This is a genomic window from Kitasatospora sp. NPDC051702, from assembly GCF_040681575.1.
Lineage (GTDB): Bacteria > Actinomycetota > Actinomycetes > Streptomycetales > Streptomycetaceae > Kitasatospora.
Genome location: NZ_JBFAZB010000045.1, coordinates 42,556 through 64,176 on the forward strand (window position 1 = coordinate 42,556; position 21,621 = coordinate 64,176).

Consider the following 21,621-nt stretch of genomic DNA (forward strand, 5'->3'; position numbering starts at 1 on the left):
CGGTGCCTGCCATCCTCCGCTGGATCCGTGCCGACCTGCGCTCGCACCGCCTCCACGCCCTGCTGATCGTCCTCGCCACCGGCGGCACCGCTGCCGCCCTCCTGCTCGCCGGCACGCTGCTCGGCGCCGCCGCCGACCCGTGGCAGAGGCAGTTCCATGCCGCCGGATCACCCCACATCCGGATCGACCTGCGCCCGTCCGCGCCCGCCCGGGGCAGCGCCGACGAACCCTCGGCCGCCGTGCTCGCCGGCGAACCCGGTGTGCTCGCCGTCTCACCGCCCCAGCACACCGCCGAGACCACACTGGTCGGCCGACGCGCCGACGGCGCCACCACCGCGGGCCCGCCCGGCCGCACCACGCTCGTACTGCGCGGCGACGACCCGGACGCGGCGCGCCCGCTGCTGCGCTCCGGCACCTGGCTCGACCCGGACGACATCCACGGCATCGTGCTCGAACAGTCCGCGGCCGACGCCGCCTGGGCCCACCCCGGGGACCACCTGACCGTCCTCGACGCCCGCGGCGGCCCCGTCGACCTCCAGGTCCGCGGCATCGCGGACAGCCCCGACCAGCTGCCCAGCCAGGCCGCCGGCTACGACCTCGGCTGGGCCCCTCCTGCCACCCTCGACCTCGTGCAGCCGGACCGGGCGGCCCAAGGACTCACCCTCGGCCTGCGGCTGGCCCACCCCGCCGACGCCGGGTACACGGCCCAGCGGGTGGTCAGCGTCCTCGGCGCCGAGCGGGTCTCCCGGATCACCACCTGGCTGGACGCGCGGGCCGCACGGCAGCAGGACAACCGGCTGGCCGGCCTGCTGCTGGGCCTCAGCGGACTCGCCGCACTGCTCGCCGCCGCCCTCGCGGTGGCCGGCGCGGCCGGCGGGCGGATCCGCGCCAGGACCGGCGACATCGCCCTGCTCAAGGCGCTCGGTTTCACCGCCGGCCAGGTCGCCTGGATGTTCATCGCCGAACAGCTCCTGCTGGCAGGCACCGGAGTGCTGCTCGGCGCCGGCGGGGCCGCGATCGCCGTCCACACCGTACCGGCCCTCGGCGGTGGGACCGACGCGCTCCACGGGCTCGTCCCCGGCGGCACGGCGACCACCGGCGCCGTGGTCGCCGCCGCGCTCCTCGCCGTCGGAGCCGCCGCCGCACTGCCAGCCCTGCGGGCCGCCCGCGTCGCCCCCGTGCCCCCGACCGACGGCACCCGGCCACCCGTCATGACGGCCCGGCCGGTCCGGCTCGGCCCACTCAGACAGCTGCCGCCGGCCCTCGTGTTCGGGCTCGGCAGCGTCCTGCGCCGACGCTCGGACCTGGTGGGAAGCGCCCTGCGGCTGACCGTCCCGGTCGTCGCCGCCACCCTGGCCCTGAGCACCTGGACCACCCTCGACGCCGTCACCCGGCCCGACGGCGGCGTCACCGTCCCGTCCGTCACCGCCCGCCGCACCACCCCCGATCAGACGCCCGGCGACGGATGGCTCGCCAATGCCCTGGCCGCCGACGCCGCCGTGCAGGGCGTCTACCCGGGCACCGAGATGCAGGCCCTCGCGCCCGGCCAGTCCGCGACGCTCACCCTCCACGCCGTCGGCACCACCGACGCTCCGTACCCGTACACCGTCGTCGAGGGCCGGGCAATCCACGCCACCGACGAGGCCGTCGCCGGACAGGGCGCCCTCGACCTCCTCGGCGCTCGGGTCGGCCAGTGGGTGCGGCTCACCACCGGGAGCACCCCGCGCATCCTGCACATCGTCGGACGCAATCTCGAACCGCAACACGGCGGCCGCGTCCTGTCCACCGGCTTCGACACCCTCGACCGGCCCGGCGACCCCACCCACCCCGACTTCTGGCAGCTGACCCTGCGCCCCGGCCAGGACCCGGCAGAGGTCCAACGCGACCTCCCAGCCCGCGCCGGCCTCGCCGGGCAGACGGAGATCCGCCTCCCCACCGGCCCGGTCACCCGGCCCGGCGCCCTGCGGGCCAGCGTGGTCGGCCTCCTGCTCCTGCTCGCCCTCATCGGCCTGGTCGACCTGCTCACAACGGCCACCGCCGGCTTCCACGAACGCCGCCGGGACCTCGGCCTGCTCAGGGCGATCGGCCTGACTCCGGGCCAGTCCGCCCTCGTGCTCGCCGTCCGCGGGACGGCCATCGCCCTCATCACGGTCACCGTCGGCTCGGCCGTCGCCATCCCGCTCGTCCGCCGGCTCATCGACCGGCAGGGCGAACTGAGTGGCATCGGCGCGGGCATTGCCCGCGCGCCCTCCACCTGGACGGTCCTCGCCATGGCCGCCATCTGCGCCACTGCGGCCGCCGCCCTCTGCGCACTCCCGGTGCTGCGCATCCCCCCGCCCACCCCGGCCCCGGACGGCTCCGGCCGGTAGACCTCCCCGGCCCCACACCCGCTCACCACCGGTTCCATGCTCGCCCTCCCGCCCACGGGTTGTTCGGCGATGGCGTCGACGGCTTCGCGGGCTCCGGCCTTGGTGACGTGACCCGTCGACGACCTGCGCCTCGGGGTGGAGAGGGCGGCCGTCGTCGGCCACGGCCGATGGCCCGGCTGCTTCGAACCCGCACCGCATCGCGCGCCGAGACCGCATCGAGGATGACGGGCATTACCTCCCGACCGAAGCCCAACTACTTTGCGCACCGGGCCCGGTGGGCAGCGATCAGGTCGCGGTACCAGGCGTACGACGCCCTGGGGTTGCGCTTCTGCGTGGCGAAGTCCACGTGGACGAGGCCGAAGCGCTGGTGGTAGCCCTCAGCCCGTCGAACACCCTGTCATTGTACAAATCGGTCGATCATCGTTGTTGGCGTCACACCAACTCGCCGCGCGCCCTGTTCTGGTTCAGCGCTTCGCCGGAGCCTTGATGTATCCGTCGTGCACGTGGATGTCCCTGGTACGCAAGGACCTCCACCACCTTATACACGGCGTCCTCGACGGCCTCGTGCTCCCACACCCTCAGGGGGTGCCAGTCAAGCCGGAGAAGGGTGGCATCGGTGTCCCTGTCACGACGCGTGTTGTCGTCGAACTTCCGCCACCACCACTCGGCGTTGTGCTTCGGCGCGTGCAGGTGTTTAGGACAGGCGTGCCAGAAACACCCCTGCACGAACACCGCCGTTCGCCAGGGCGCGAACGTGATGTCCGCCCTCCGACGCCGCATCGTGGGGAGGGGATGGTTCACCCGGTACCGGAAGCCCATCGAGTGAAGCGCCCGCCGGAGGGCGAGTTCGGGAGCCGTGTCCACGCTGCGCTGTGCCCGCATTACCCGACGGGCGTTGGCATCCCTCGGCGGCGGAACGTCAATCCGGTTGCCCCTGTGTCCCATGCACCGATCAACCTCGGTCGAGGTGCAGTGGTCACCCTCCCGGAGACGGCGATGACATCGATCGGCACGCCGCACCTCGACAACGGCCTCCGCGCCGGCCCCGGAGCTCAGTCGAGTGGCAGGGCAGCCAGGCGGAGCTGTTCCTCCTCCACGATCCGAACTGCCAATGACTGCTCCGAAACGTCCACGGCCTCCGGCGTCGACTCCGCCACCTCGCTCCGCCGTGCGTAGTCGTCGAAGAGCCGCTCCTTCGCCCGCAGTATCTCCAGCATCCGCTGGTCGACGCTGTCGGCGACGAGCAGCCGGTGCACCTGGACGCGCCGGACCTGTCCCATCCGTTGCGACCGGGCGACGGCTTGGCTCTCCAGGGTGGGCTTAACCTGCGGCTCGCACAGGATGACGACCGACGCCGCCTGGATGTTCAGCCCCACGCCTCCGGCCTGGATCTGGCTCAGGAGCACCGCGTGGCCCGCCACCGCGGCGAACCGGTCCACCACCTCCTGGCGCCGCGCTGCCGGAAGACTGCCGTCGATCGGTCCGAACACCCCTCGGCCAAGTGATCCTCGGACGGCCCCCAGGACGTCGTGGAAGAACGAGAAGACCACGACCTTCCGCCCGTTGTCGGCGGCCTCTTCGACGATCTCCCGCAGCCGCTGCAATTTGGCCGACCGCGCGGGGTCCGCGTAGGCGGCGCGGCGCATGGCCATGAAGTTCCCGGCGGCAACGGCGGCCCGATACGCCGCGAAGTCGGCCGTCGTGAACTCCTCCCACTCGTCGACGTGAACGGCATCGGGAAGCTCAGTGAGGACATCCTTCTGGTTGCGGCGCAGGTAGGCCGGGGCGACCGCCTTCCGGAACGCATTCGGACCGACCCCGGTCGAGCCGTTGTGGATGCGGGACAGCAGTTCGGGCTGGAGGTAGTGCACCAGGTTGCGGAACTCCTCGACCCGGTTCTCCATCGGAGTGCCGGTGAGGAAGAGCACCCTCTCGACACGGTCGGTCCACGCAGCCACTGCCCGGGAGCGCTGCGTCGCGTGGTTCTTGACGTAGTGGGCCTCGTCGACGACGACCATTCCCATCGGCTGTTCCGGTGGGACGTCCAGCTGGCGGAGACCGTCGAACGTCACCACCACGACACCACCGTCACGGAGCCAGTCGGCACGTGCCGGTTCCCGCTCCGGGCCGTGGAACCGGTAGGCGCGCAGATTGCTCCGGGTCTCGATCTCCCGGGTCCAGTTGATGAGGACGCTCGCCGGGCAGACGACGAGGAAGTGTGTGCTCCCCCGCGCCCGGAGGTGCGCCATCGCGGCGATGGCCTGAACGGTCTTCCCCAGGCCCATCTCGTCGCCTATGATCACCCGCTTCTGCTTGAGGGCGAATCGGGCGCCGAACGCTTGGTACCCGCGCAGTGAGACGTTGAACTGCGTCTCGTCCAGCGGCTCGGCCCGGACTCCGTCGGACAGTTCCTCGGGCAGGAAACCCTCGGCCGCGCTGACCTGGTCCGGAGCGAGCCCCGCGATGTCGCCGAGAACGCCGTAGAACTCGGCAGAGCGGTGCTCGAAGTCCGTCCACGCCTCGACATCGGAAGCCGGCGACCGCAGGAGGTCCGCCGAAGCCTGTGCGAAGAGCATCGGTACCGCCTGCGCCTCCGACTCCGCCAGCAGAGCCGTCAGCTGTTCGACGGCGGCGAGGGCCTCCTGCTTCCGCTGCCGACCGGCCAACAGGCCGCGGATGGCCCCCCGGGCTGGTTGGGCCGTCGAGACGAGTGCAGCGACCTCGCCGACAACGCGCTGCGCGACCTCATTGGCGTGGGCCGCCTCGGGACCGGCGACGACGAGCCGCTGAAGCGCGGTGACCAGTGCCGTACTCATCGTGTCCTGGTGGTCGACGTCGAGCCGGACGGCCACGCTCCGCCCGGCCGCCTCCGCGATCCGGCGAGCAGCGGCGACGGTCTGGGCAGCTGTCTGCGCACCGATTCCCGGGACCGACTGCAGCGAGTACGCCGATGCATCGACGATCCGCTGGACAGTGCGGAAACCCGCAGCCTCCAACGCGCCGACCCTGAGACGCCCCGCGGTCACGTCCCTGAGCCGTGCGACGGGAATGGTCTCCAGCTCCTCGCGAACCAGCCGGTCCCTCAGAGCGGTTGCGGCCCGGGTCACCTGCGCGACGGCATCCCGGTGATCCTCGATGACCGCGACAGCGGCCCCGTGGAGTCTCTCGGCATCCGCGAGGACGTCCTTGGGCTTACGAAGGGTCCGTTGCCTGTCCGCCACTCACAGCCCCATCTCGGCTCAACCGTCCGTCGTTCTCTTCGGATCGGAGCTCCACATGATTCCACCCCTGCCCTGCCCGTGCCGCCACGATCGTCCTCCTCGTCCGTGACCCGTGCTGGACTCGACGCGCCCCAGCGCGCCCGGCGAGAGGGCGCACGACCCGCGCAATCGCTGAACATCTCCCTACGCCCGTACGCCCAAGTCGTTCACGTCAAGAACCATCCGTTTCCCGCCAAAGGCGAGATCCACAGGCATAGTCCTGGCTACGCTCATCACTCCGCGTGCGAATCGACACGCAGGCTGTTGCGAGGGGGCGTCGTGGAAGAGCTTCAGGTAGCACAACACCGGATCGAGTTCTTGGACAGCGACCCGCTGCGCGCACGGCGAGAGGCCCGCGAGCTGACCACAGCGCTCTCGGCTTCCAAGATCGAAGCGACCCTCCTCCTTCCCGGTACCCAGCCGGCGGCCGGCACCGACAAGGGGGCCGATGTGGCGGAGTTGGTCGGCGTACTGATCTCCGGGGGCTCCCTCGTCGTCTCGATCGTGCAGACCTGGCTCGCCCGAGTACCCAACCGCACAATCAGCGTCACGCGGCGTTCTGACGGTGCGACGCTCACCGTCTCCGGCAGGCGGGTGCGGGAGGATGCGGCGCTCCTGGAGCGCTTCCTCTCCGAGGACTCCGCAGGCCCGGAGGAACAGGACAGCTCCGCCGGATCCGAAGGCTGAGACCGCCCGTGGACAACGACCGCTATGCGCTCCTCCTCGGAGTCTCGGTGTACGAGAACGACGCCTACCACGACCTCCCCTCCGTCCGAGCCGACCTGCACTACATGCGCGCCGTGTTGGAGAGCACCGAAATCGGGATGTACAACGAGTGCGCCGTGGTGGCCGAGCCCACCCGGGCCGAAATGCTGCGCTCCCTTGAGGACTTCCTAGCGGAACGCCAACCGAGCGAGACGACCTCGCACGCCGATGCAGCCGACCGGCTCGCCGCCGCCACCGAGGCGCCGCTCGTCGGTGTCCTCACCGGGTGGTTCAGGGCCCGGGCCACGGCCGCCCGCAGCGCCGAACCCGGCGGACCGACCGCCGCCACGGCAGCAGCGCACTACCGCGCTGCCGAGGACACCCTCCGGACGGCCGGAATGCCTGGGCTGCACCGCGGTCTTTTCCCGCTCGCCCTTCTGGGACTGCGCCTGCTGCACGACCGGCCCGCGCCCACCGACCCGCACCTCGACTGGGGCCCGTACGGGCCCTGGACGCGACCCCTCGTGCTGGTCGCCCAGAACCGGGGCGAGCAGGCCCGTACCGCCCTCGCCGCGGTGCCCGAACCACCGCGTGACCACATGCAGGAGGCCATGCGGTGCCTGATCGCCCGTGCCGCCGTACGCCTCGGCGAGCGCGGAATCGCCGCCCGCGCTGCGGCTGCCCTGCGTGATGCCCGTGCAGAACACGCGGGCGCCGCCAGCGGATTGCTGACCCTGGGCCCGGTGGCGCGGTACCTGGCAGAAGCGGAGGCATGCGCCGGAGCGGGGTGAGCGACCGCTGTCCGCGAGCCCCGGGCCCGTCCGCGCTCACCTCACGGCCCGCGGGATCAGGTCGCCATGACGTTCAGGGGCCTCTGTGGCCGACACCAGGCAGTCGCGACGGCTCGGCGCCACGCGTGGTGATCCACATGCTCACCCTCGTACCCCCGCTCCGTAATGGCTTGAGGTGATCGTGCCGGAGGACCGCGGCCCGGGCCGCCGGCCCGATTCACTTGATGCGGGCCCGTCTGCGATCGATGTGCCGGCGCGGTCGCCGGTGCCCGGCAGGTCCTTGGCGAGCCGGCCTGCGAGTGCGCTCACCGGGCATCGACCGGGTGAGGACGCCGAGTGTGAGCAGAGCGAGCGCCGGCAGCACGGCGACGATGATTCCCATCGGCAAGGCGTCGGTGGCGCCACCCGCGCCGGCCAGCGGAGCGAGTGCCCCGCCGAACATGAACTGGCTGAAGCCGAGCAGAGCGGCGGCCGACCCGGCGTGTCCGCCGTGGTCGGCCAGGGCCTGGGCCGCGGCGTTCGGCATGACCAGGCCCACGCTGGAGACCAGGACGAACAGGCCGATCAGGAGCACGGGCAGGGGTGCCCGTGTCAGCACCGCGCCCAGGACCGTGGTGCCACCGGCTGTCGCGCCCAGCAGACCGGCGAGCAGCAGCACGCGGGCGCCGGCCCGGGCCGCCAGCCGGCCGCTGATCTGGGCGGCCGCGATGAGTCCGGCGGCGTTGACGGCGAACACGGCGCTGTACTGCTGCGGTGACAGGCCGTGGATTTCCTGCAGGACGAACGGCGAGCCGGAGATGTAGGCGAACATCGCCGCGAAGACCAGGCCGTTGGCCAGGACGTACCCGGTGAAGACCCGGTCGCTGAGCAGCTGCCCGACGACAGCCGGCAGCGGCTGGCGTGACGCGGAGGGGCGGGTCTGCGGCAGTCCTGCGGCGGAGGCCGCCAGCATCACGGCGCCGAGTACGGCCAGGGCCACGAAGATTCCGGGCCAGGCCGTGACGCGCAGTAGCTGGCCGCCGAGGACCGGCGCGAACACGGGCGCCAGGCCGGTGATCAAGGTCAGTGCGGAGAAGAGACGTGCGGTGCGGGTTCCGGAGGTGCGGTCGCGGACCATGGCGTTGGCGATGACGATGCCGAACCCCCCGCCGATGCCCTGGACCAGGCGCAGGCCGACGAAGGTCCGGACGTCGGGTGCCACCGCGCAGAGCGCGCTGGCGATCGTGTAGAGGGCGAGGCCCGCCAGCAACGGACGCCGCCGGCCGTAGGTGTCGCTCAGCGGCCCGGCGATCAGCTGCCCGATGGCCAGCCCGGCCAGACAGGCGGTGATGGTGAGCTGGGTGGCCGCGGCGCCGGCGCGCAGGTCGCCGGCGAGTTCCGGCAGTCCGGGCAGGTAGCCGTCGATGGACAGTGGTCCCAGGGCCGCGAGCGCTGCGAGCAGGACGATGGATCGGGTGTGCCGGCCGGCGGCGTCGTTGCTCATGGCTCAGTACGCCACGGTGATGCGGCGGCGGATCGCGGTGCCGCTCTCGATCGTGTCGGCCAAGGCGATCGCGTAGTCGGCGTACGAGATGCGGCTGTTGCCGTCGGCGTCGGTGAGCAGGGTGTCCCCGGCGCTGCGGTAGGCCCCGGTCCGCTCGCCCGCTGCGATGACCGCGGCGGGCGACACGTACGTCCAGCCGAGGTCGTGCACGCCGCGGTAGAGGTCGAGCGCTTCGGACTGGGCCTCGGCGTTGGCCTTCCACAGCGCGGGGAAGTCCGGGTCGTCCATGACCCGGGCGCCGGTCGGCGTGCGCAGGCTACCGGCGCCGCCGATGGTGACCAGGCGGGTGACGCCGGCTCGGCGGAGTCCGTCGATCAGCGCACGGGCGGCTCCGACGATCGTGGCGCGGTCGTTCTCCTGGCCGATCCGGGGGCCGACGGCCGACAGTACGGCGTCGTGGGAGGCGGCGAGGCCGGCGACCGCGGCGGCGTCCGTGACGTCACCGGTGGTCACGGTCAGGGCCTCGTGCTCGAGTCCGTCGACGTGGCCGGCTCGGGTGACCGCGGTGACGGTGTGGCCGCGACGCAGGAGTTCCTCGGTGGTGGGCCGGCCGATGTTGCCGCTGGCACCGAACAGGACGATCTTCATGTGTGGCTCCTTGTTTCCGATGGTCACAGGACGGGCCGGCCGTCGGCGATGACGGCCGCGGTGATGCCGCGCTCGGCGGCGGCGTGCCGGAAGCGCTGCTCGATGTCGGGTTGTTCGGTGTAGAACGGCGGGTTGTGGAACAGGCCGTAGTGCATGGCGCAGACGGTGGCGGCGCCGAGTGCGACGGCGGCCTCGACGCCCTGCTCGGGGGTCATGGTCGCCGGGACGTTGGCCGCGTAGCCCTCGAAGTGGGCGATGACGCCGTTGACCGGGACGAACGCGACGTCGAACGGGCCGTGGTCGCGGGCGATCTGCCACCAGCTGCCGTGCCACTGGGTGTCGCCGCAGTGGATGATCCGCCGGCCGGCGCCTTCGACGACCCAGGCGACCTGGTCGCAGTCGTTGCCGCGCCAGTCCAGCGAGGTCACCGGGGTGACGGTCAGCTCTCCGATGCGGCGTGGCTGGCCCAGGTCCTGGGCAACGGGGGTGATGCCCGCCTCGTGCAGCGCCGCCGCGCTCGGGGTGTGGCAGCCGATCGTGCCGGTGGCCGCGATCCGGGCGATCAGGTCGTGGTCGTAGTGGTCGGGGTGCAGGTGGGTGATGAGGGCGTGGGTGCCGGGCGGGGTGTCGACCGGGTCGACCGGCCGGTGCGGCGGTCCCATCACCGGCGCCAGCGGAGCGACGTTCTCGAGCGGGTCGATCAGCAGGCGGGTGTCGCCGAGACGGATCTCGACGCCGGCCCAGGCCAGCCGACGCACGGAAAGGGTGGTGGTCATGGGCAGTGACGCTAGACCGCCGTTGTTGAGAAAGTCAACAAGAGAGTTTTGAATCTCAAAGCCGCAAGGTAGGGTGGTGGCATGCGCACCTACGGGCAGTACTGCGGCATCGCGAAAGCACTGGACACCATCGGCGACCGGTGGACCCTGCTGATCGTCCGTGAACTGCTCGCCCTGGGTCCGTGCCGGCACACCGACCTGCGCAACGGGCTGCCCGGGATCGCCAGCAACCTGCTGGTCGACCGGCTCCGCGAACTGGAGGAAGCCGGCCTGATCCACCGCAAGGCCGCCCCGCCGCCGGTGGCCACCACCCTGTTCTCCCTCACCGAGCGTGGCCGCGCGCTGGAGCCGGTGCTGCAGGAGCTGAGCCGGTGGGGCGTGCCACTGCTGCGTGAGCCGGGCGGCAGCGACACCTTCCGCACCCACTGGCTGGACATGCCCGCCCGGGCACTGACCGACCACCGCCCCGACCAGCCGGCAATCGCCCTGCAACTGCACGCCGACGGCAACGAGGACCTGGTCATCGAAGTCAAGGACGGCTCGGTGCACACCCACGCCGGCCGGGTCGACCACCCCACCGCGTCCCTGAGCGGACCGCCGCACCTGCTGGCCGCGACCCTGCTCGGCGACCTCGACCTGAGCACCGCACTACAGCAAGGCCTGCGGCTCAGCGGCGAACGCGAGGCAGTACTGCGCATCCTGCCCCGCTGATCGACCGGGTGCTCGCGGACCTGCGACCTCAAGCCCTACCGAGTCCGCGCCGGTCTCAAAACGGTCCTTTGCCGTGCGCAACGGGCTGCTGGGACCGGCTGCCGTGGCCGCGGCGATCACCACCACGGTCTCGCTCGGGCCGTGGCCAACGGAACCAGAGCATCATGTCGCCGTGACTCGCGAGGGGCAGATGCTCCCGCACGCATGGGGGACCGAAATTCTCGTGGTACTGACCGGTCTGAATCCCGGTCGGACCTACCGTGTGCTGACCGCCAACGCCGCTGGGAATCGCGCCCTGGGCGGCGGCGTGCGCATCCCCGAGGGTGAGACCGTGCACATGAGGATCACGACGGCCGTACCACGCCAGGCCGTAGCGGTGGTGCTCGTGGAGGACGAGAGCGGCCGGGAGATGGCGCGGATGTCCGTTTCCCCGACTGCCCGATGACCCCAGCAGCGGACCGTGCCGGACTCCCGGAGAGGTCTGCGCTGTGCTTCCCCTCGTAACGTAGAGTTCTGACCCGATGTGGAGTTGAGGGCGGGTAAGCGACGTGGCGACGACGCCGAGTTCCGTGAGGGGGCGGTGTGGATCGTGCTGGAGACTGCACGACTTGTCCCCGGGCCGGACGGGCACGCCTCGCCCCGGTGGCCGGAACCCGTGGCGGCGGTTTCAGTTCCGCGCGCGGCATATCGGTCCAACACCCCTGAGCCTGCGCGGCCCGCCCCCAAGCCGGCCGTACCTGTACGGCTCACAGCCTCAGCGTCGGTGCCGGGCCTGATGGGCCGCGATCAGGTCGCGGTACCAGGCATAGGAGGCCCTCGGCGTGCGCTTCTGGGTCTCGAAGTCGACATGAACGAGACCGAACCTCTGATTGAACCCCTCCGCCCACTCCAGGTTATCGATCAGTGACCAGGTGTAGTAGCCGCGGACGTCGGCGCCTTCGGCGACGGCTTGTGCGAGGGCGTCGAGGTGGGCGGCGAGGAAGTCGATGCGGGGTTGGTCGGGGGTGGTGGTCTCGGCGACGGAGCAGCCGTTCTCGGTGACGGTGACGGGCGGGAGTGCGGTGCCGTAGGTGTCGCGGAGGCCGAGGAGGAGCCGGCGGAGGCCGTCGGGGACGACGGGCCAGCCGAAGGCGGTGTGGGGGACGTCGGGGATGTCGACGAGGTCGAAGGGGAGGACCGGGTCGGTGGGGGCGGCGATGCGGGTGGGGTTGTAGTAGTTGAGGCCGAGGCCGTCGAGGCCGGGGGAGTGGATGAGGTCGAGGTCGCCGGGCCGGACGGCTCCGAAGATGTCGTCGGGGACGCCGAGGGCGGAGAGGTCGGGGTAGCGGCCGAGGAGGACGGGGTCGGTGAACAGGCGGTTGTGGAGCGCGTCGTAGGCCGCCGCGGCGGTCGCGTCCGCGGGCGAGAGGGTGGCCGGCTCGACGGGGGTGAGGTTGTTGGAGAGCATCACCTCCAGGCCGCGCTCGTGGAGCAGTGAGGCGGCCAGGCCGTGGGCGAGGAGTTGGTGGTGGGCGGCCGGCAGGGCCTCGAACATCAGGGTGCGGCCGGGGGCGTGGATGCCCATCGCGTAGCCGAACACGGTGTGCACGAAGGGCTCGTTGAGGGTGATCCAGGTGGGGATGCGGTCGCCGAGCCGGTCGGCCGTGACGGTGGCGTACTCGGCGAAGCGGTACGCGGTGTCGCGGTCGAGCCAGCCGCCGCGGTCCTCCAGGGCCTGGGGGAGGTCCCAGTGGAAGAGGGTGGGCAGCGGGGTGATGCCCGCTTCCAGCAGGGCGTCCACCAGCCGGTCGTAGAAGGCGAGTCCGGCGGGGTTGACGGCGCCGGCGCCGGTGGGCTGGATGCGGGGCCAGGCGATGGAGAAGCGGTAGCCGTCCAGTCCGAGGCCCTTCATCAGGGCGATGTCCTCGGGGTAGCGGTGGTAGTGGTCGCAGGCGACCGCCCCGGTGTGCCCGTCGCGGATGGCCCCGGGCCGGACGGTGAAGGTGTCCCAGACGGACGGTCCGCGTCCGTCCTCCTCCACCGCTCCCTCGATCTGGTAGGCGGCGGTGGCGGCACCCCAGCGGAAGCCCGCCGGCAGGTCGTAGCGGTCCGGCATGGCAGCCTCCAGGTGAGCTTCCGATTCAGAAATGTGAGGAGTGCTCATGTTAGCGCTGCGGCGCCGAATCACTAGAGGCAATCAAGAGAGCGCGGAGGCCGCCGATCGACACCGGCACGCTCGACGCTGCGGCTTCGGGCGCAGCAGTGCAGTTCGCGGGCCCCTTGTCGATGCAGGCGCCGAAGCCCCACCGGGTCGCGGGTGGCGCTGCAGCGGCGCGGCGCGCTTCAAAGCGCCATTCCGACAACTGCCTCCATGGCCGGGGCGCCGAACGCGCCGGGCCATCGGCATCAGCCCTCCGAACCGTCAGCACGACAGCCACGGCAAGCCGGCCGAGGAGGGTGGACGACAGGTGTAGGTGCGCACGCTGACGGCGTGGTTGGCGAGGGGGCAAGTGGATCACTGGTGCTTCTGTAAAGCCGAAGCACTGCAGACCGGCAGGGGGCTCACCCTCTCGGAGCCGCGAAGCGGGCACATCAAAGGATGCATTGAGCCATCCTTGTTTCAATAGAGGCGCTATCGGCTCTCTTTGGCGCGGGGCCGTCCGTGCCAAGGCAGGCGGCCGGGCTCAGCCCTGAATCCCCCCGATCGCCCCCCTCGCAAGCGGCAGATGGCAGCACATGGCGGAACCGCATGGCTCGCGCGGGCGGACAGTGCGTCGTTCAAGGCCGGCCGACGGGCGTAGGAGGGTGTTCACCGACATCCTCGTAGTCAGCACGTAGCGGACCGTAGATCGGTGGACAGCCATGTCGATGCATCGCCGACGCTTCCTGAAGGGCGCTGGCCTGGGTTTGCCCGGCCTCGCCCTGCTCTCGTTCCTGTCCGCCTGTGACGACAGCGGCGGCGATGGGGAGTCCAGTCCGCCGGGTTCCTCCGGACGCCAGAAGGTGATCGTCGTCGGAGCCGGTGTCAGTGGCCTGGGCGCTGCCCGCTACCTGGCGGACAAGGGTCACGACGTATCGGTACTCGAAGCGCGCACCCGCGTGGGTGGGCGCATCTGGAGCAGCTTGCAGTGGCCCGGGGTGCCGCTCGACCTGGGCGCGTCGTGGATCCACGGCATCGACGGCAACCCGATCACCGACCTGGCCCAGCAGGCCGGCGCACGCACCGCGGTGACCGATCCAGCGAGCTCCACCGACTACGCCCCCGACGGCCAGGAGCTCGATGGCACCCAGACACAGGCCCTGAAACGCTGGCAGGAGGAGACCGCGAAAGCACTGTCGACGTTCCAGAACGACGACAGCAAGGACGAGGCTGTCCGCACCGTCGTGCAGGACGCACTCGGGTGGCCGAACCTCTCGGACCCCGACAAGACCCTGATCTCCTACGCACTCAACGACTACGAGCACGAGTACGCGGGCAGTGTCGACCAGATGTCCGGACTGTACTTCGACGACGACGCCAAGATCAGCGGCAAGGACGTCCTCTTCCCCGAGGGTTACGGCGCTGTCACCGACTACCTGGCCAAGGGACTGCCGGTGAGGACCGGGCAGGTGGTCAAGCAGATCGACTGGACCTCCGGCGGTGTCACGGTCAGCACCGGCCAGGGCACCTTCCAGGGTGACCACGTCGTCGTCACCCTTCCTTTGGGCGTCCTGCAGAGCGGGGCGGTCACCTTCGGTCCAGGGCTGCCCCAGAACAAGACCACCGCGATCAGCAAGCTCGGCATGGGTGTGCTCAACAAGTGCTACCTACGGTTCCCGAAGGTGTTCTGGCCCGACACCGACTGGATGACCTATGTCCCGGACCTGAGCCATTACGGCCAGTGGGAGCAGTGGATCAACGTCGCGCGTGCCGACAACCAGCCCGTGCTGCTCGGCTTCAACGCCGCCGACTTCGGCCGCACGATCGAAAGCTGGAGCGACAACCAGATCGTCGACAGCGCCATGACCACGTTGAAGACCATCTTCGGTGGCGACATCCCCGCCCCGACCGAATACCAGATCACCCGCTGGGCTTCGGACCCCTACGCCTTGGGCTCGTACTCGTTCAACGAGCTCGGCTCGACGCCCGACATGCGTGACCAGCTGGCGGCCGCCGTCGACGGACGTGTTCATTTCGCCGGAGAGGCGACCAGCCGCCAGTCCTTCGCCACCGTTCACGGCGCCTACCTGTCGGGAATCCGAGCGGCCAAGGAAATCGCCGGCTGACACCTCCTTTCGCAGCGGGGAGACCGTCACATCGCAGGCTCCACCCCGGCCGTACGCCCACACGGCTCGTCAGGCTGCTCGCCGGTAGTAGGTGATGGAGACCTTGACCGGTCCGTCGTTCGAGGCGGTGTTGAGGGTACGGACGATGGCGATGTCCTGACCTCCAGGGGCCCGGACGCAGAAGCTTCTGTCGGCGCGGAGAGTGCTGTACGGCAGGTTCGCCGTGGGCTGGGTCTCGATGCCCTTGAGGCAGTCGGGCAGGGTGAGAGGCCCGGCCGGCGGAATGTAGGCGTCGCTGTCCTCCGGGATGTAGAAGGCTCCGGCTTGGCGGGCGAGGTACCAGGCTGAGGCGTCCTGGGTCACCTTGCCGCTCTTGAGATCGAACTCGTAGTCGCGGTCGGGCGAGGTGAGTTCTAGGTTCGCGTAGGCGGCGCTGTAGCCGGGGACCCCAGCCGGCGGTTCCGATGCGGACGGCGTGGCGGGGCTGGAAGCAGTGGGCAGGGCCGAACCGCTCGTCGCCGCGGCGGGCTGGGGCTGGTCTGCGGACTCGTCGAAGTACTCGGTGTAGTCGAGCAGGAGGAACGCTGCGGCGGCACCGACGAGGAGCGCGGCGCTGGTCACCAGCGCGGTGCGACCGCCTCTACCCCTGCGTCCGGCGGGAACGGCCGCGCGGCGGCCGGTCGTGACGGCGTCCACGCTGGTGGGCGTCGGCTCCAGCTTGGTGGGTGACGCGGCATGAAGGACGCGTGCGGTCCGGGCCTCCGCTGACACTGCCGGCTGGGCGGCAGCGGGCGTGGCGGGCAGATCGGTGTGGTTCTGGAGGTCACCACTGACGTGCGGAGGCAGCCAGCCGTCGGAGAAGCGCAGCTCTCCGCCGGTGGCGGGGTGGTTCCGTGCGGCCTCGATCAACCAGGCGGTTCCCGGACGGTCACCGGGGTTCTTGGCCAGGCAGAACCGGACCAGGTCGTGCAGTCCGTGCGGCAGGTGCGAAAGGTCGGGTTCCTCGTGCACCGCTCGGTACAGGGCCATGGGCTCCGGACCGTCGCCGAAGGGGGGCTTGCCGGAGCCGATGAAGGCAATCAGGGCGCCGAGCGCGAAGACGTCGGTGGCCGGGCTCGCGGGCTGTCCGAGGGCCTGCTCGGGGGCCATGAAGCCGGGTGAACCGATCCGCAGGCCGGTTCCGGTGAGCGGGCTCGCATCGGCGGCGCGGGCGATGCCGAAGTCGATCACGCGCGGCCCGTCGGGGGCGACGAGGACGTTGCCGGGCTTGAGGTCGCGGTGGACGACGCCCGCGGCATGGATGGCCTGCAGGGCCTCGGCGATGCCGGCGAGCAGGAGCAGAACGGTGCGCTCCGGCAACGGTCCGTGCCGGCGGACGACCTGCTGGAGGGAGGGGCCGGGCACATACGTGGTGGCGAGCCAGGGGCAGACGTCGTCAGTGCCCGCATCCACGACCTGGGCGGTGTACAGACTGTGGATGCGCCGAGCGCTTGCCACTTCCTGGGCGAAGCGGTAACGGAACTCGGGGTCTTCGGAGAGTTCGGGCCGGACCACCTTGAGCGCGACCGGACGCCCGCCCGGAGTGTAGGCGAGATAGACGCGCCCCATGCCACCCGCACCGAGCCGGGCACACAGACGGTAGCCACCGATCTCGCCGGGGTCCTCCAGGCTCAGAGCCTGGAAGGCCGGGGAAACGGGCGCGCCGAAACGCTCTGTGGTCATGCTGGCTCCCAGCGGGTCGTGCGGTGGAGATGGGGACGCGGAGGAAGGTGCGCGACTGAAACGCGCCCTCGGCGAATGCCGGCGTCCGGATCGCACCGGATCATAACCGGATCCTCCGTCTCCCCTTGTGTCGGACCTGTGCACCTGATCCGTCCCCTGCCAGGCTCACATCTGCCTCCCGACTGGCCGGCGGCCGCCGGGGTTCGGGGACATGCCGCTACGGGCACCGACGGCAGGGCGTTCGCCCCTCGTAGGAGGGGCGAGTCCTGGGCATCGGTGCCCGCACGGTCGTTTCAGCCAGCGATTTCCTTGGCCGCGCGGATGCCCGAGAGGTAGGCCCCGTGGACGGTCGCGGACGACTCGCGGTGCGTGGCCTCGCCGGCGAAGTGCACCCGATCACCGATCCGGGCCGCGAGCGCGTCGCGCATGCCCGGGGTGGAACCGGTCTTGTAGTACGAGTACGAGCCGCGTGCGTACGGGTCGGAAGCCCATCGGGTGATCTGGAAGTCGGTCGGCTGGGGGATGTCACCGCCGTACATCGTCTTCAGCGTCTCCATCGCGCCGCCGACGATCTGCGCGTCGCTCCAGCCCTCGATCGTCCGGCCGAAGTCCGCGGCGTTGAAGCCGAGCAACACCGGCTGCCCGACCCCACGGTTGAGGTTGATCCACTGCTCCCACTGCCCGTACTTGTCCAGATTGGGTGCGAACATCAGCCAGTCGGTGTCCGCCCAGAACACCTTGGGGAAACGCAGGTAGCACTTGTTGAGCACACCCATTCCGAGCTTGTCGATCGCGGTGCGCTTGTCGGCGGGCAGGCCGGGACCGAACTTGACCGCGCCGCTCTGCAGCACACCCAGCGGCAGCGTCACCACCACGTGATCACCTTGGAAGACCCCCCTGTCGGTGGTGACCGTCACACCGGCGCCGTCCCAGTCGATCTGCTGGACGACGTGCTCGGTCCGCACGTCCAGGTCCTTGGCGAGCAGATCGGTGATCTGGTGGTAGCCGCCCGGGAACAGCACGTCCTTGCCCCTGATCGAGGCCCCGTTGTCGAAGTAGAGCGCCGACATGTCACTCACGCTGCCGGAGTACTCGTGCTCGTAGTCGTTCAACGCGAAGGAAGCCAGCGCCTTGTCGCCGTTCGACAGCGACGACCAGTTCAGCGCACGCTCGACCACGCTGCGCATCGAGACGTCCTTCTGGTCGTCGTTCTGGTCCTGGTTCGCCTCCAGTGCCTTTGCGGCGGCCTTGCGCCAGCGCTGCATCGCCTGCTCGGAGGCGTCGTCGGCCTTGTGTCCGTTGGCCAGGTAGTCGGTGGCACTCTCGGGGTCGGTGGTGACCATCCGGGCTCCGGCCTTCTTGGCCAGGTCGGTGATCGGATTCTTGTCGACACCGTGGATCCAGGAGGCACCCATGTCCACCGGGGTGCCGCCCCACTGCTCACTGGTCCAGATCCGGCCTCCGATCCGGCCGCGGGCTTCGAGCACCAGCACGTTCTTGCCCTTGTCGGCAAGGTATCGCGCCGCCGCCAGACCGCTGGCCCCCGCACCGACGACGATCACGCCGCTGCGGTCCGACGGGGAGGAGCCGGCCGGAGCCGACGGTGAGCCGGTCGGGTCGCCGTCGCCGTCGTCCACGCCGTTTGTGCAGGCGGCCAGGGTGCCGAGGGCCGTGGCGGCGGTCAGGCCGAGGCCCATGTTGGTGAGGAAACGTCGGCGGTGCATCGTCATTGGCTGTATACCGATCTGGATCTGCCACGGGCGTGAGGAATCACTGGAGCAGCGCGCTCGGTCGATGCCTGGCCCGTGGGGTTGCGAAGAGGGACCGCGAAGCCTTCGGCGGCGCGCCCGACATCTCCCGGAACCACCGGATGCGGTGGTGCGAATCCGCCTCGTGATTCGCTCGTCGGGCGGCACCGGTGATGCCGCGTACCGAGATCGGAGCCGCGCGACGCTGCGCGGCTTGCCTGGTCCGCCGACCGCTCCCATGCCGACACCGGCTCCCGGGGGATACGGTGGCCGAACGGAACTGACGGATTCACAGCAGGTTCCGGAGGCCCTACCGACGCGCACGGTGCGAGCGCGAAGGAGATTCGCATCACCAAGGAGCAGGTCCGACCGCGGGCGCGGCAGGTGTCCCTCTCTTCAGTACAATGAAGCTGATACTGCAGAGCATATATTGAGGCACTGATGTGTCAATAGAGGCATGGGGAGTGGGTAGAGGTTGCGCACCGACGCGACAGAGGTACTGGACGCAGCGATCCCGGTTCTGGCCAAGGACCGCGGGGCGTCCATGCAGGTGATCGCCACACGCGCCGGCATCAGCCGGGCCACGCTGGTGCGCCTGTTCCCGACCCGCCAGCACCTGGTCCAGGCCATGGCGGAGAAGATCCTCGACGACTGCGACCGCGCCCTGTCCCGGGCGGAGAGCGACGACGCTCCCGTCGAGGTGCTGCTCACTGCACTGGGCGCCGAGTACCCGCCCTTCGCGCAGCTCTGGAACCTGGTCTACATCGAACCCGACGTTCTGGGCGTGCCGGACGCCAGCGCCCGGGCCGGAGACATCTTCAAACGGACCGTGGCGTTCGTCGAACGCGCACAGGGCGCCGGGCTACTGCGTCAGGACATGGCGGCCACCTGGCTGGCGTCGACCTTCTGCAGCCTCGCCGAAACCGCGTGGGAACTGACCCTCGAGGGCCACATGGGTTCGCGACAGGCGCCGGAATTCCTCATGTCGGTCCTGCTGCGAGGTACGGCCGCCTGACCGCAGCCCGGTTTCCCGGCCGCGTCCGTTCCGTGCGTGCTCACGTAGCGGTCGGACGCGGTGCCAGCTCGACCGGCGCTCCCCTCGGCACCACGTAGACCACCGAGAACGCCACGATGGCCTCGGCCCACAGGAACGCGGTGTAGTCGAGCAGGCAGCCGATGGGCGGCGCCCCGGGGGCCAGGTTCCGGAAACCTGCCAGGGCGAAGAGGGTCGCCGCCATCCAACCCAGTGCGGGCCACCGCGTAGACGGTCTTGATGGTGGCCTTTCCGGTCGTGCGGTCGCCACCGTGAACAGGCTGCTGTTCCCCGGCGCCCGGCAGGCCGTCCAGATCAAGCGCCGCCGCACCGACCGCAAGACCGGCAAAACCACCGTCAAGACGGTCTACGCCGTCACCAGCCTGACCGCCGAGCAGGCGCCCCCCGCCCGGCTCGACCGGCTGGTCCGCGACCACTGGGGCATCGAGTCCCTGCACCACGTCCGCGACACCACCTTCGCCGAGGACGCCTCCCAACGCGGACCGGCAACGCACCCCGGGCGATGGCCACGTGGCGCAACCTCGCCATCGGCATCCTGAAACGCTCCGGCGTCACCAACATCGCTGCCGCCCTCCGCCGCAACGCTCGCGACCCCCGCCGCCCACTCGCCCTCCTCGGCCTCGGATGATCAGAAGCCGGGCATCATCCGACTACGCCGAAGCCCTGGGGATCGATGTCCAGTCCCAGGACGTTGCAGCCGAGGTGGTGGATGTTGCGTTCGATGCCCGACCGCGTGCTGAGCCCGGGGGTCCTGGCGATGTCGTTGACGATGGTGAGTACGGCCTGTACCCGGATGCGGGCCTCGGCCGGCGACATGCCGGGACGGACGGTGCGCAGCAGGACCAACCACTCGTCGATGTAGTCGCGCTGGACCTGGCGGATCCGGTGCCGTTCGTCGTCCGGGAGGTGCTCGGTCTCGGTGACGATGAGTGTCACCAGGTCCGGGTGGGCCAGTGCGAACCGGGTGTACTTCAGCACGAGAAGCCGCAGGGCGGCCGCGTGGTCGTGCGCGGAGGCGAGCGCTTCTGCCAGGTCGAGCCACAATCGCTCGGCACTGCGGTTCATCGCGGTGGTGAGGATCTCGTGCTTGCTGGAGAAGTGGTTGTAGATGCTCTGCCCGGCGATTCCGACCGCGGCGCCGGTTTCCTCGAGGCTGATCGAGGCGTAGCCGCGTTCGGCGAACAACGTGATTGCCGCGGCCAGCAGGCTCTCCCGGCGGGACCGGTGCGGGATTGCCCGGCCACCTCCGAGGCGGTCCGCCGCGCGATCCCCGAGATCCGGGAGGTCGGCGATCGCCATGTGCCGCACGAGGCCGGCGAGCAGGTTCGGATACTCGGGTGTGGGCAGCTCGACGTGCTGGTAGGCGATGCTGGTCGCGATGTCGAGCGTGCTCCAAGCGAGGAGTTCCACGTGGGCGGCGTCCAGGCCCGGCCGGAAGACGGTCAGCTGATCGACGAACAGACGTCGGGCAGCTCGCAGTTGCTCGCCGAGTTCGGCGTGCTGTTCGGGCGGCAGGTGCCGGGCTTCGCGTTGCCACAGCACGCCGAGTTCCGGACGGGCCAGTGCGGCTTCGGCGAACTCGTCGGCCAGTGAGTCGAGGTCACCTGGCGTAGCGGAGCGCAGCCGGTCGAGGAACGTCTCCAAAGCCTCGGCGACAACCGCGCGGAGCAGTTCCTGCTTACCGCTGAAGTGCCGGTACAAGGCCGAGGGGCCGATACCGACGGCCGCCGCGATGTCGCTCATCGCCACGTTGGCGTAGCCGTGGCGGTAGAACAGCTCACGGGCCGCGGCGACGAGTGACGCTCTTCGATTGCGGGGCCGGGTGCCGCGCGCAGAAGCCGCCGAGGCCTCGGTGTCGACCGTCAACTGTCTTCTCCTGGCTCTGGTCCGGTTGCTGGGCGAACGGGTTCGGTACGCCTTCGCCGTCCGCCCAGTATTTCCGGTGCAGCCCGCGCGTGGAAATCCCCGCCCACCCGAAAGCGTGCAGGTGAGGGCAGGGCAGGAGAGGACTGAGGCCTCCAATACACGGCACTCTCATGTTCCGCCGGTGCGGCCGCCGGGCGCGCCCGGCCGCCGCGGGCTGTCATCGGGCAGTCCGGGCTCCTTCGG

General features: G+C 70.6%; 17 protein-coding genes and 2 pseudogenes. 8 read left to right on the forward strand and 11 right to left on the reverse strand.

The window, feature by feature from the left end:
• Window positions 1-2: 2 nt before the first annotated feature.
• Entirely contained in the window at window positions 3-2,369 is a 2,367-nt protein-coding gene (locus AB0N04_RS30090) for an FtsX-like permease family protein (protein ID WP_360217498.1), read from the forward strand.
• Window positions 2,370-2,622: 253 nt separating this feature from the next.
• Here AB0N04_RS30090 and AB0N04_RS30095 read toward each other — a convergent pair.
• The 3 genes and pseudogenes from AB0N04_RS30095 to AB0N04_RS30105 all read right to left on the reverse strand — a co-directional run.
• A pseudogene (locus AB0N04_RS30095) lies at window positions 2,623-2,742 on the reverse strand (family 1 glycosylhydrolase); the annotation flags it as partial.
• A 59-nt stretch (window positions 2,743-2,801) separates the two neighbouring features.
• Window positions 2,802-3,314: a very short patch repair endonuclease gene (locus AB0N04_RS30100; protein ID WP_360217501.1), complete on the reverse strand. Its 513-nt coding sequence runs from the start codon at window positions 3,312-3,314 to the stop codon at window positions 2,802-2,804.
• A 107-nt stretch (window positions 3,315-3,421) separates the two neighbouring features.
• A complete protein-coding gene (locus AB0N04_RS30105; RefSeq protein ID WP_360217504.1) occupies window positions 3,422-5,590 on the reverse strand; it encodes an SNF2-related protein in 2,169 nt (722 codons plus the stop codon).
• 318 nt (window positions 5,591-5,908) lie between these two features.
• Between AB0N04_RS30105 and AB0N04_RS30110 the strand changes: the two genes are divergently transcribed.
• Together AB0N04_RS30110 and AB0N04_RS30115 are read left to right on the forward strand one after the other, a co-directional pair.
• Entirely contained in the window at window positions 5,909-6,316 is a 408-nt protein-coding gene (locus AB0N04_RS30110; protein WP_360217507.1) for a hypothetical protein, read from the forward strand.
• A gap of 233 nt (window positions 6,317-6,549) precedes the next feature.
• Window positions 6,550-7,125, forward strand: a pseudogene (locus AB0N04_RS30115) (SARP family transcriptional regulator); the annotation flags it as partial.
• A 217-nt stretch (window positions 7,126-7,342) separates the two neighbouring features.
• Here AB0N04_RS30115 and AB0N04_RS30120 read toward each other — a convergent pair.
• From AB0N04_RS30120 to AB0N04_RS30130, 3 genes are read right to left on the reverse strand one after another with little or no spacing between them, the layout of a single operon-like run.
• Complete coding sequence (locus tag AB0N04_RS30120; protein ID WP_360217510.1) at window positions 7,343-8,608, reverse strand: multidrug effflux MFS transporter; 1,266 nt, start codon at window positions 8,606-8,608, stop codon at window positions 7,343-7,345.
• Window positions 8,609-8,611: 3 nt separating this feature from the next.
• Window positions 8,612-9,256 carry an NAD(P)H-binding protein gene (locus AB0N04_RS30125; protein ID WP_360217512.1) on the reverse strand — a complete coding sequence of 215 codons (645 nt, stop codon included), beginning with the start codon at window positions 9,254-9,256 and terminating at the stop codon, window positions 8,612-8,614.
• A gap of 23 nt (window positions 9,257-9,279) precedes the next feature.
• Window positions 9,280-10,032: an MBL fold metallo-hydrolase gene (locus AB0N04_RS30130; protein ID WP_360217515.1), complete on the reverse strand. Its 753-nt coding sequence runs from the start codon at window positions 10,030-10,032 to the stop codon at window positions 9,280-9,282.
• 81 nt (window positions 10,033-10,113) lie between these two features.
• On the opposite strand from AB0N04_RS30130, the gene AB0N04_RS30135 reads away from it, so the two are divergent.
• Together AB0N04_RS30135 and AB0N04_RS30140 are read left to right on the forward strand one after the other, a co-directional pair.
• Window positions 10,114-10,743 (forward strand): helix-turn-helix domain-containing protein, encoded by a 630-nt coding sequence (locus AB0N04_RS30135; protein WP_360217518.1) that lies wholly within the window; start codon window positions 10,114-10,116, stop codon window positions 10,741-10,743.
• A gap of 73 nt (window positions 10,744-10,816) precedes the next feature.
• On the forward strand, window positions 10,817-11,188 hold the full coding sequence (locus tag AB0N04_RS30140) for a hypothetical protein (RefSeq protein ID WP_360217521.1): 372 nt from the start codon (window positions 10,817-10,819) through the stop codon (window positions 11,186-11,188).
• Between the two features lie 309 nt (window positions 11,189-11,497).
• On the opposite strand, the gene AB0N04_RS30145 is transcribed toward AB0N04_RS30140, so the two are convergent.
• Window positions 11,498-12,838 (reverse strand): GH1 family beta-glucosidase, encoded by a 1,341-nt coding sequence (locus AB0N04_RS30145; protein WP_360217524.1) that lies wholly within the window; start codon window positions 12,836-12,838, stop codon window positions 11,498-11,500.
• 746 nt (window positions 12,839-13,584) lie between these two features.
• Between AB0N04_RS30145 and AB0N04_RS30150 the strand changes: the two genes are divergently transcribed.
• A complete protein-coding gene (locus AB0N04_RS30150) occupies window positions 13,585-14,988 on the forward strand; it encodes an NAD(P)/FAD-dependent oxidoreductase (protein ID WP_360217527.1) in 1,404 nt (467 codons plus the stop codon).
• A gap of 69 nt (window positions 14,989-15,057) precedes the next feature.
• On the opposite strand, the gene AB0N04_RS30155 is transcribed toward AB0N04_RS30150, so the two are convergent.
• Together AB0N04_RS30155 and AB0N04_RS30160 are read right to left on the reverse strand one after the other, a co-directional pair.
• Window positions 15,058-16,710, reverse strand: a complete 1,653-nt coding sequence (locus tag AB0N04_RS30155) for a serine/threonine-protein kinase (RefSeq protein WP_360217530.1) — start codon at window positions 16,708-16,710, stop codon at window positions 15,058-15,060.
• A gap of 293 nt (window positions 16,711-17,003) precedes the next feature.
• Entirely contained in the window at window positions 17,004-18,434 is a 1,431-nt protein-coding gene (locus AB0N04_RS30160) for an NAD(P)/FAD-dependent oxidoreductase (protein ID WP_360217533.1), read from the reverse strand.
• Window positions 18,435-18,933: 499 nt separating this feature from the next.
• Here AB0N04_RS30160 and AB0N04_RS30165 point away from each other — a divergent pair, with 499 nt between their 5' ends.
• Entirely contained in the window at window positions 18,934-19,473 is a 540-nt protein-coding gene (locus AB0N04_RS30165; protein WP_360217536.1) for a TetR/AcrR family transcriptional regulator, read from the forward strand.
• Between the two features lie 40 nt (window positions 19,474-19,513).
• On the opposite strand, the gene AB0N04_RS30170 is transcribed toward AB0N04_RS30165, so the two are convergent.
• Window positions 19,514-19,846: a DUF4436 family protein gene (locus tag AB0N04_RS30170; protein ID WP_360217538.1), complete on the reverse strand. Its 333-nt coding sequence runs from the start codon at window positions 19,844-19,846 to the stop codon at window positions 19,514-19,516.
• Here AB0N04_RS30170 and AB0N04_RS30175 point away from each other — a divergent pair.
• On the forward strand, window positions 19,764-20,051 hold the full coding sequence (locus AB0N04_RS30175) for a hypothetical protein (RefSeq protein WP_360217591.1): 288 nt from the start codon (window positions 19,764-19,766) through the stop codon (window positions 20,049-20,051). The two genes, AB0N04_RS30170 and AB0N04_RS30175, sit on opposite strands and share 83 nt — an antisense overlap.
• 103 nt (window positions 20,052-20,154) lie before the next feature.
• On the opposite strand, the gene AB0N04_RS30180 is transcribed toward AB0N04_RS30175, so the two are convergent.
• Window positions 20,155-21,378 (reverse strand): TetR/AcrR family transcriptional regulator, encoded by a 1,224-nt coding sequence (locus tag AB0N04_RS30180; protein ID WP_360217540.1) that lies wholly within the window; start codon window positions 21,376-21,378, stop codon window positions 20,155-20,157.
• Window positions 21,379-21,621 lie beyond the last annotated feature (243 nt).

Bases quoted from the DNA above. Each gene is read 5' to 3' on its own strand.
- AB0N04_RS30100 (WP_360217501.1), bottom strand. From the start codon at position 3,314: ATGGGACACAGGGGCAACCGGATTGACGTTCCGCCGCCGAGGGATGCC.
- AB0N04_RS30120 (WP_360217510.1), bottom strand. From the start codon at position 8,608: ATGAGCAACGACGCCGCCGGCCGGCACACCCGATCCATCGTCCTGCTC.
- AB0N04_RS30125 (WP_360217512.1), bottom strand. From the start codon at position 9,256: ATGAAGATCGTCCTGTTCGGTGCCAGCGGCAACATCGGCCGGCCCACC.
- AB0N04_RS30130 (WP_360217515.1), bottom strand. From the start codon at position 10,032: ATGACCACCACCCTTTCCGTGCGTCGGCTGGCCTGGGCCGGCGTCGAG.
- AB0N04_RS30135 (WP_360217518.1), top strand. From the start codon at position 10,114: ATGCGCACCTACGGGCAGTACTGCGGCATCGCGAAAGCACTGGACACC.
- AB0N04_RS30145 (WP_360217524.1), bottom strand. From the start codon at position 12,838: ATGCCGGACCGCTACGACCTGCCGGCGGGCTTCCGCTGGGGTGCCGCC.
- AB0N04_RS30150 (WP_360217527.1), top strand. From the start codon at position 13,585: ATGTCGATGCATCGCCGACGCTTCCTGAAGGGCGCTGGCCTGGGTTTG.
- AB0N04_RS30155 (WP_360217530.1), bottom strand. From the start codon at position 16,710: ATGACCACAGAGCGTTTCGGCGCGCCCGTTTCCCCGGCCTTCCAGGCT.
- AB0N04_RS30160 (WP_360217533.1), bottom strand. From the start codon at position 18,434: ATGCACCGCCGACGTTTCCTCACCAACATGGGCCTCGGCCTGACCGCC.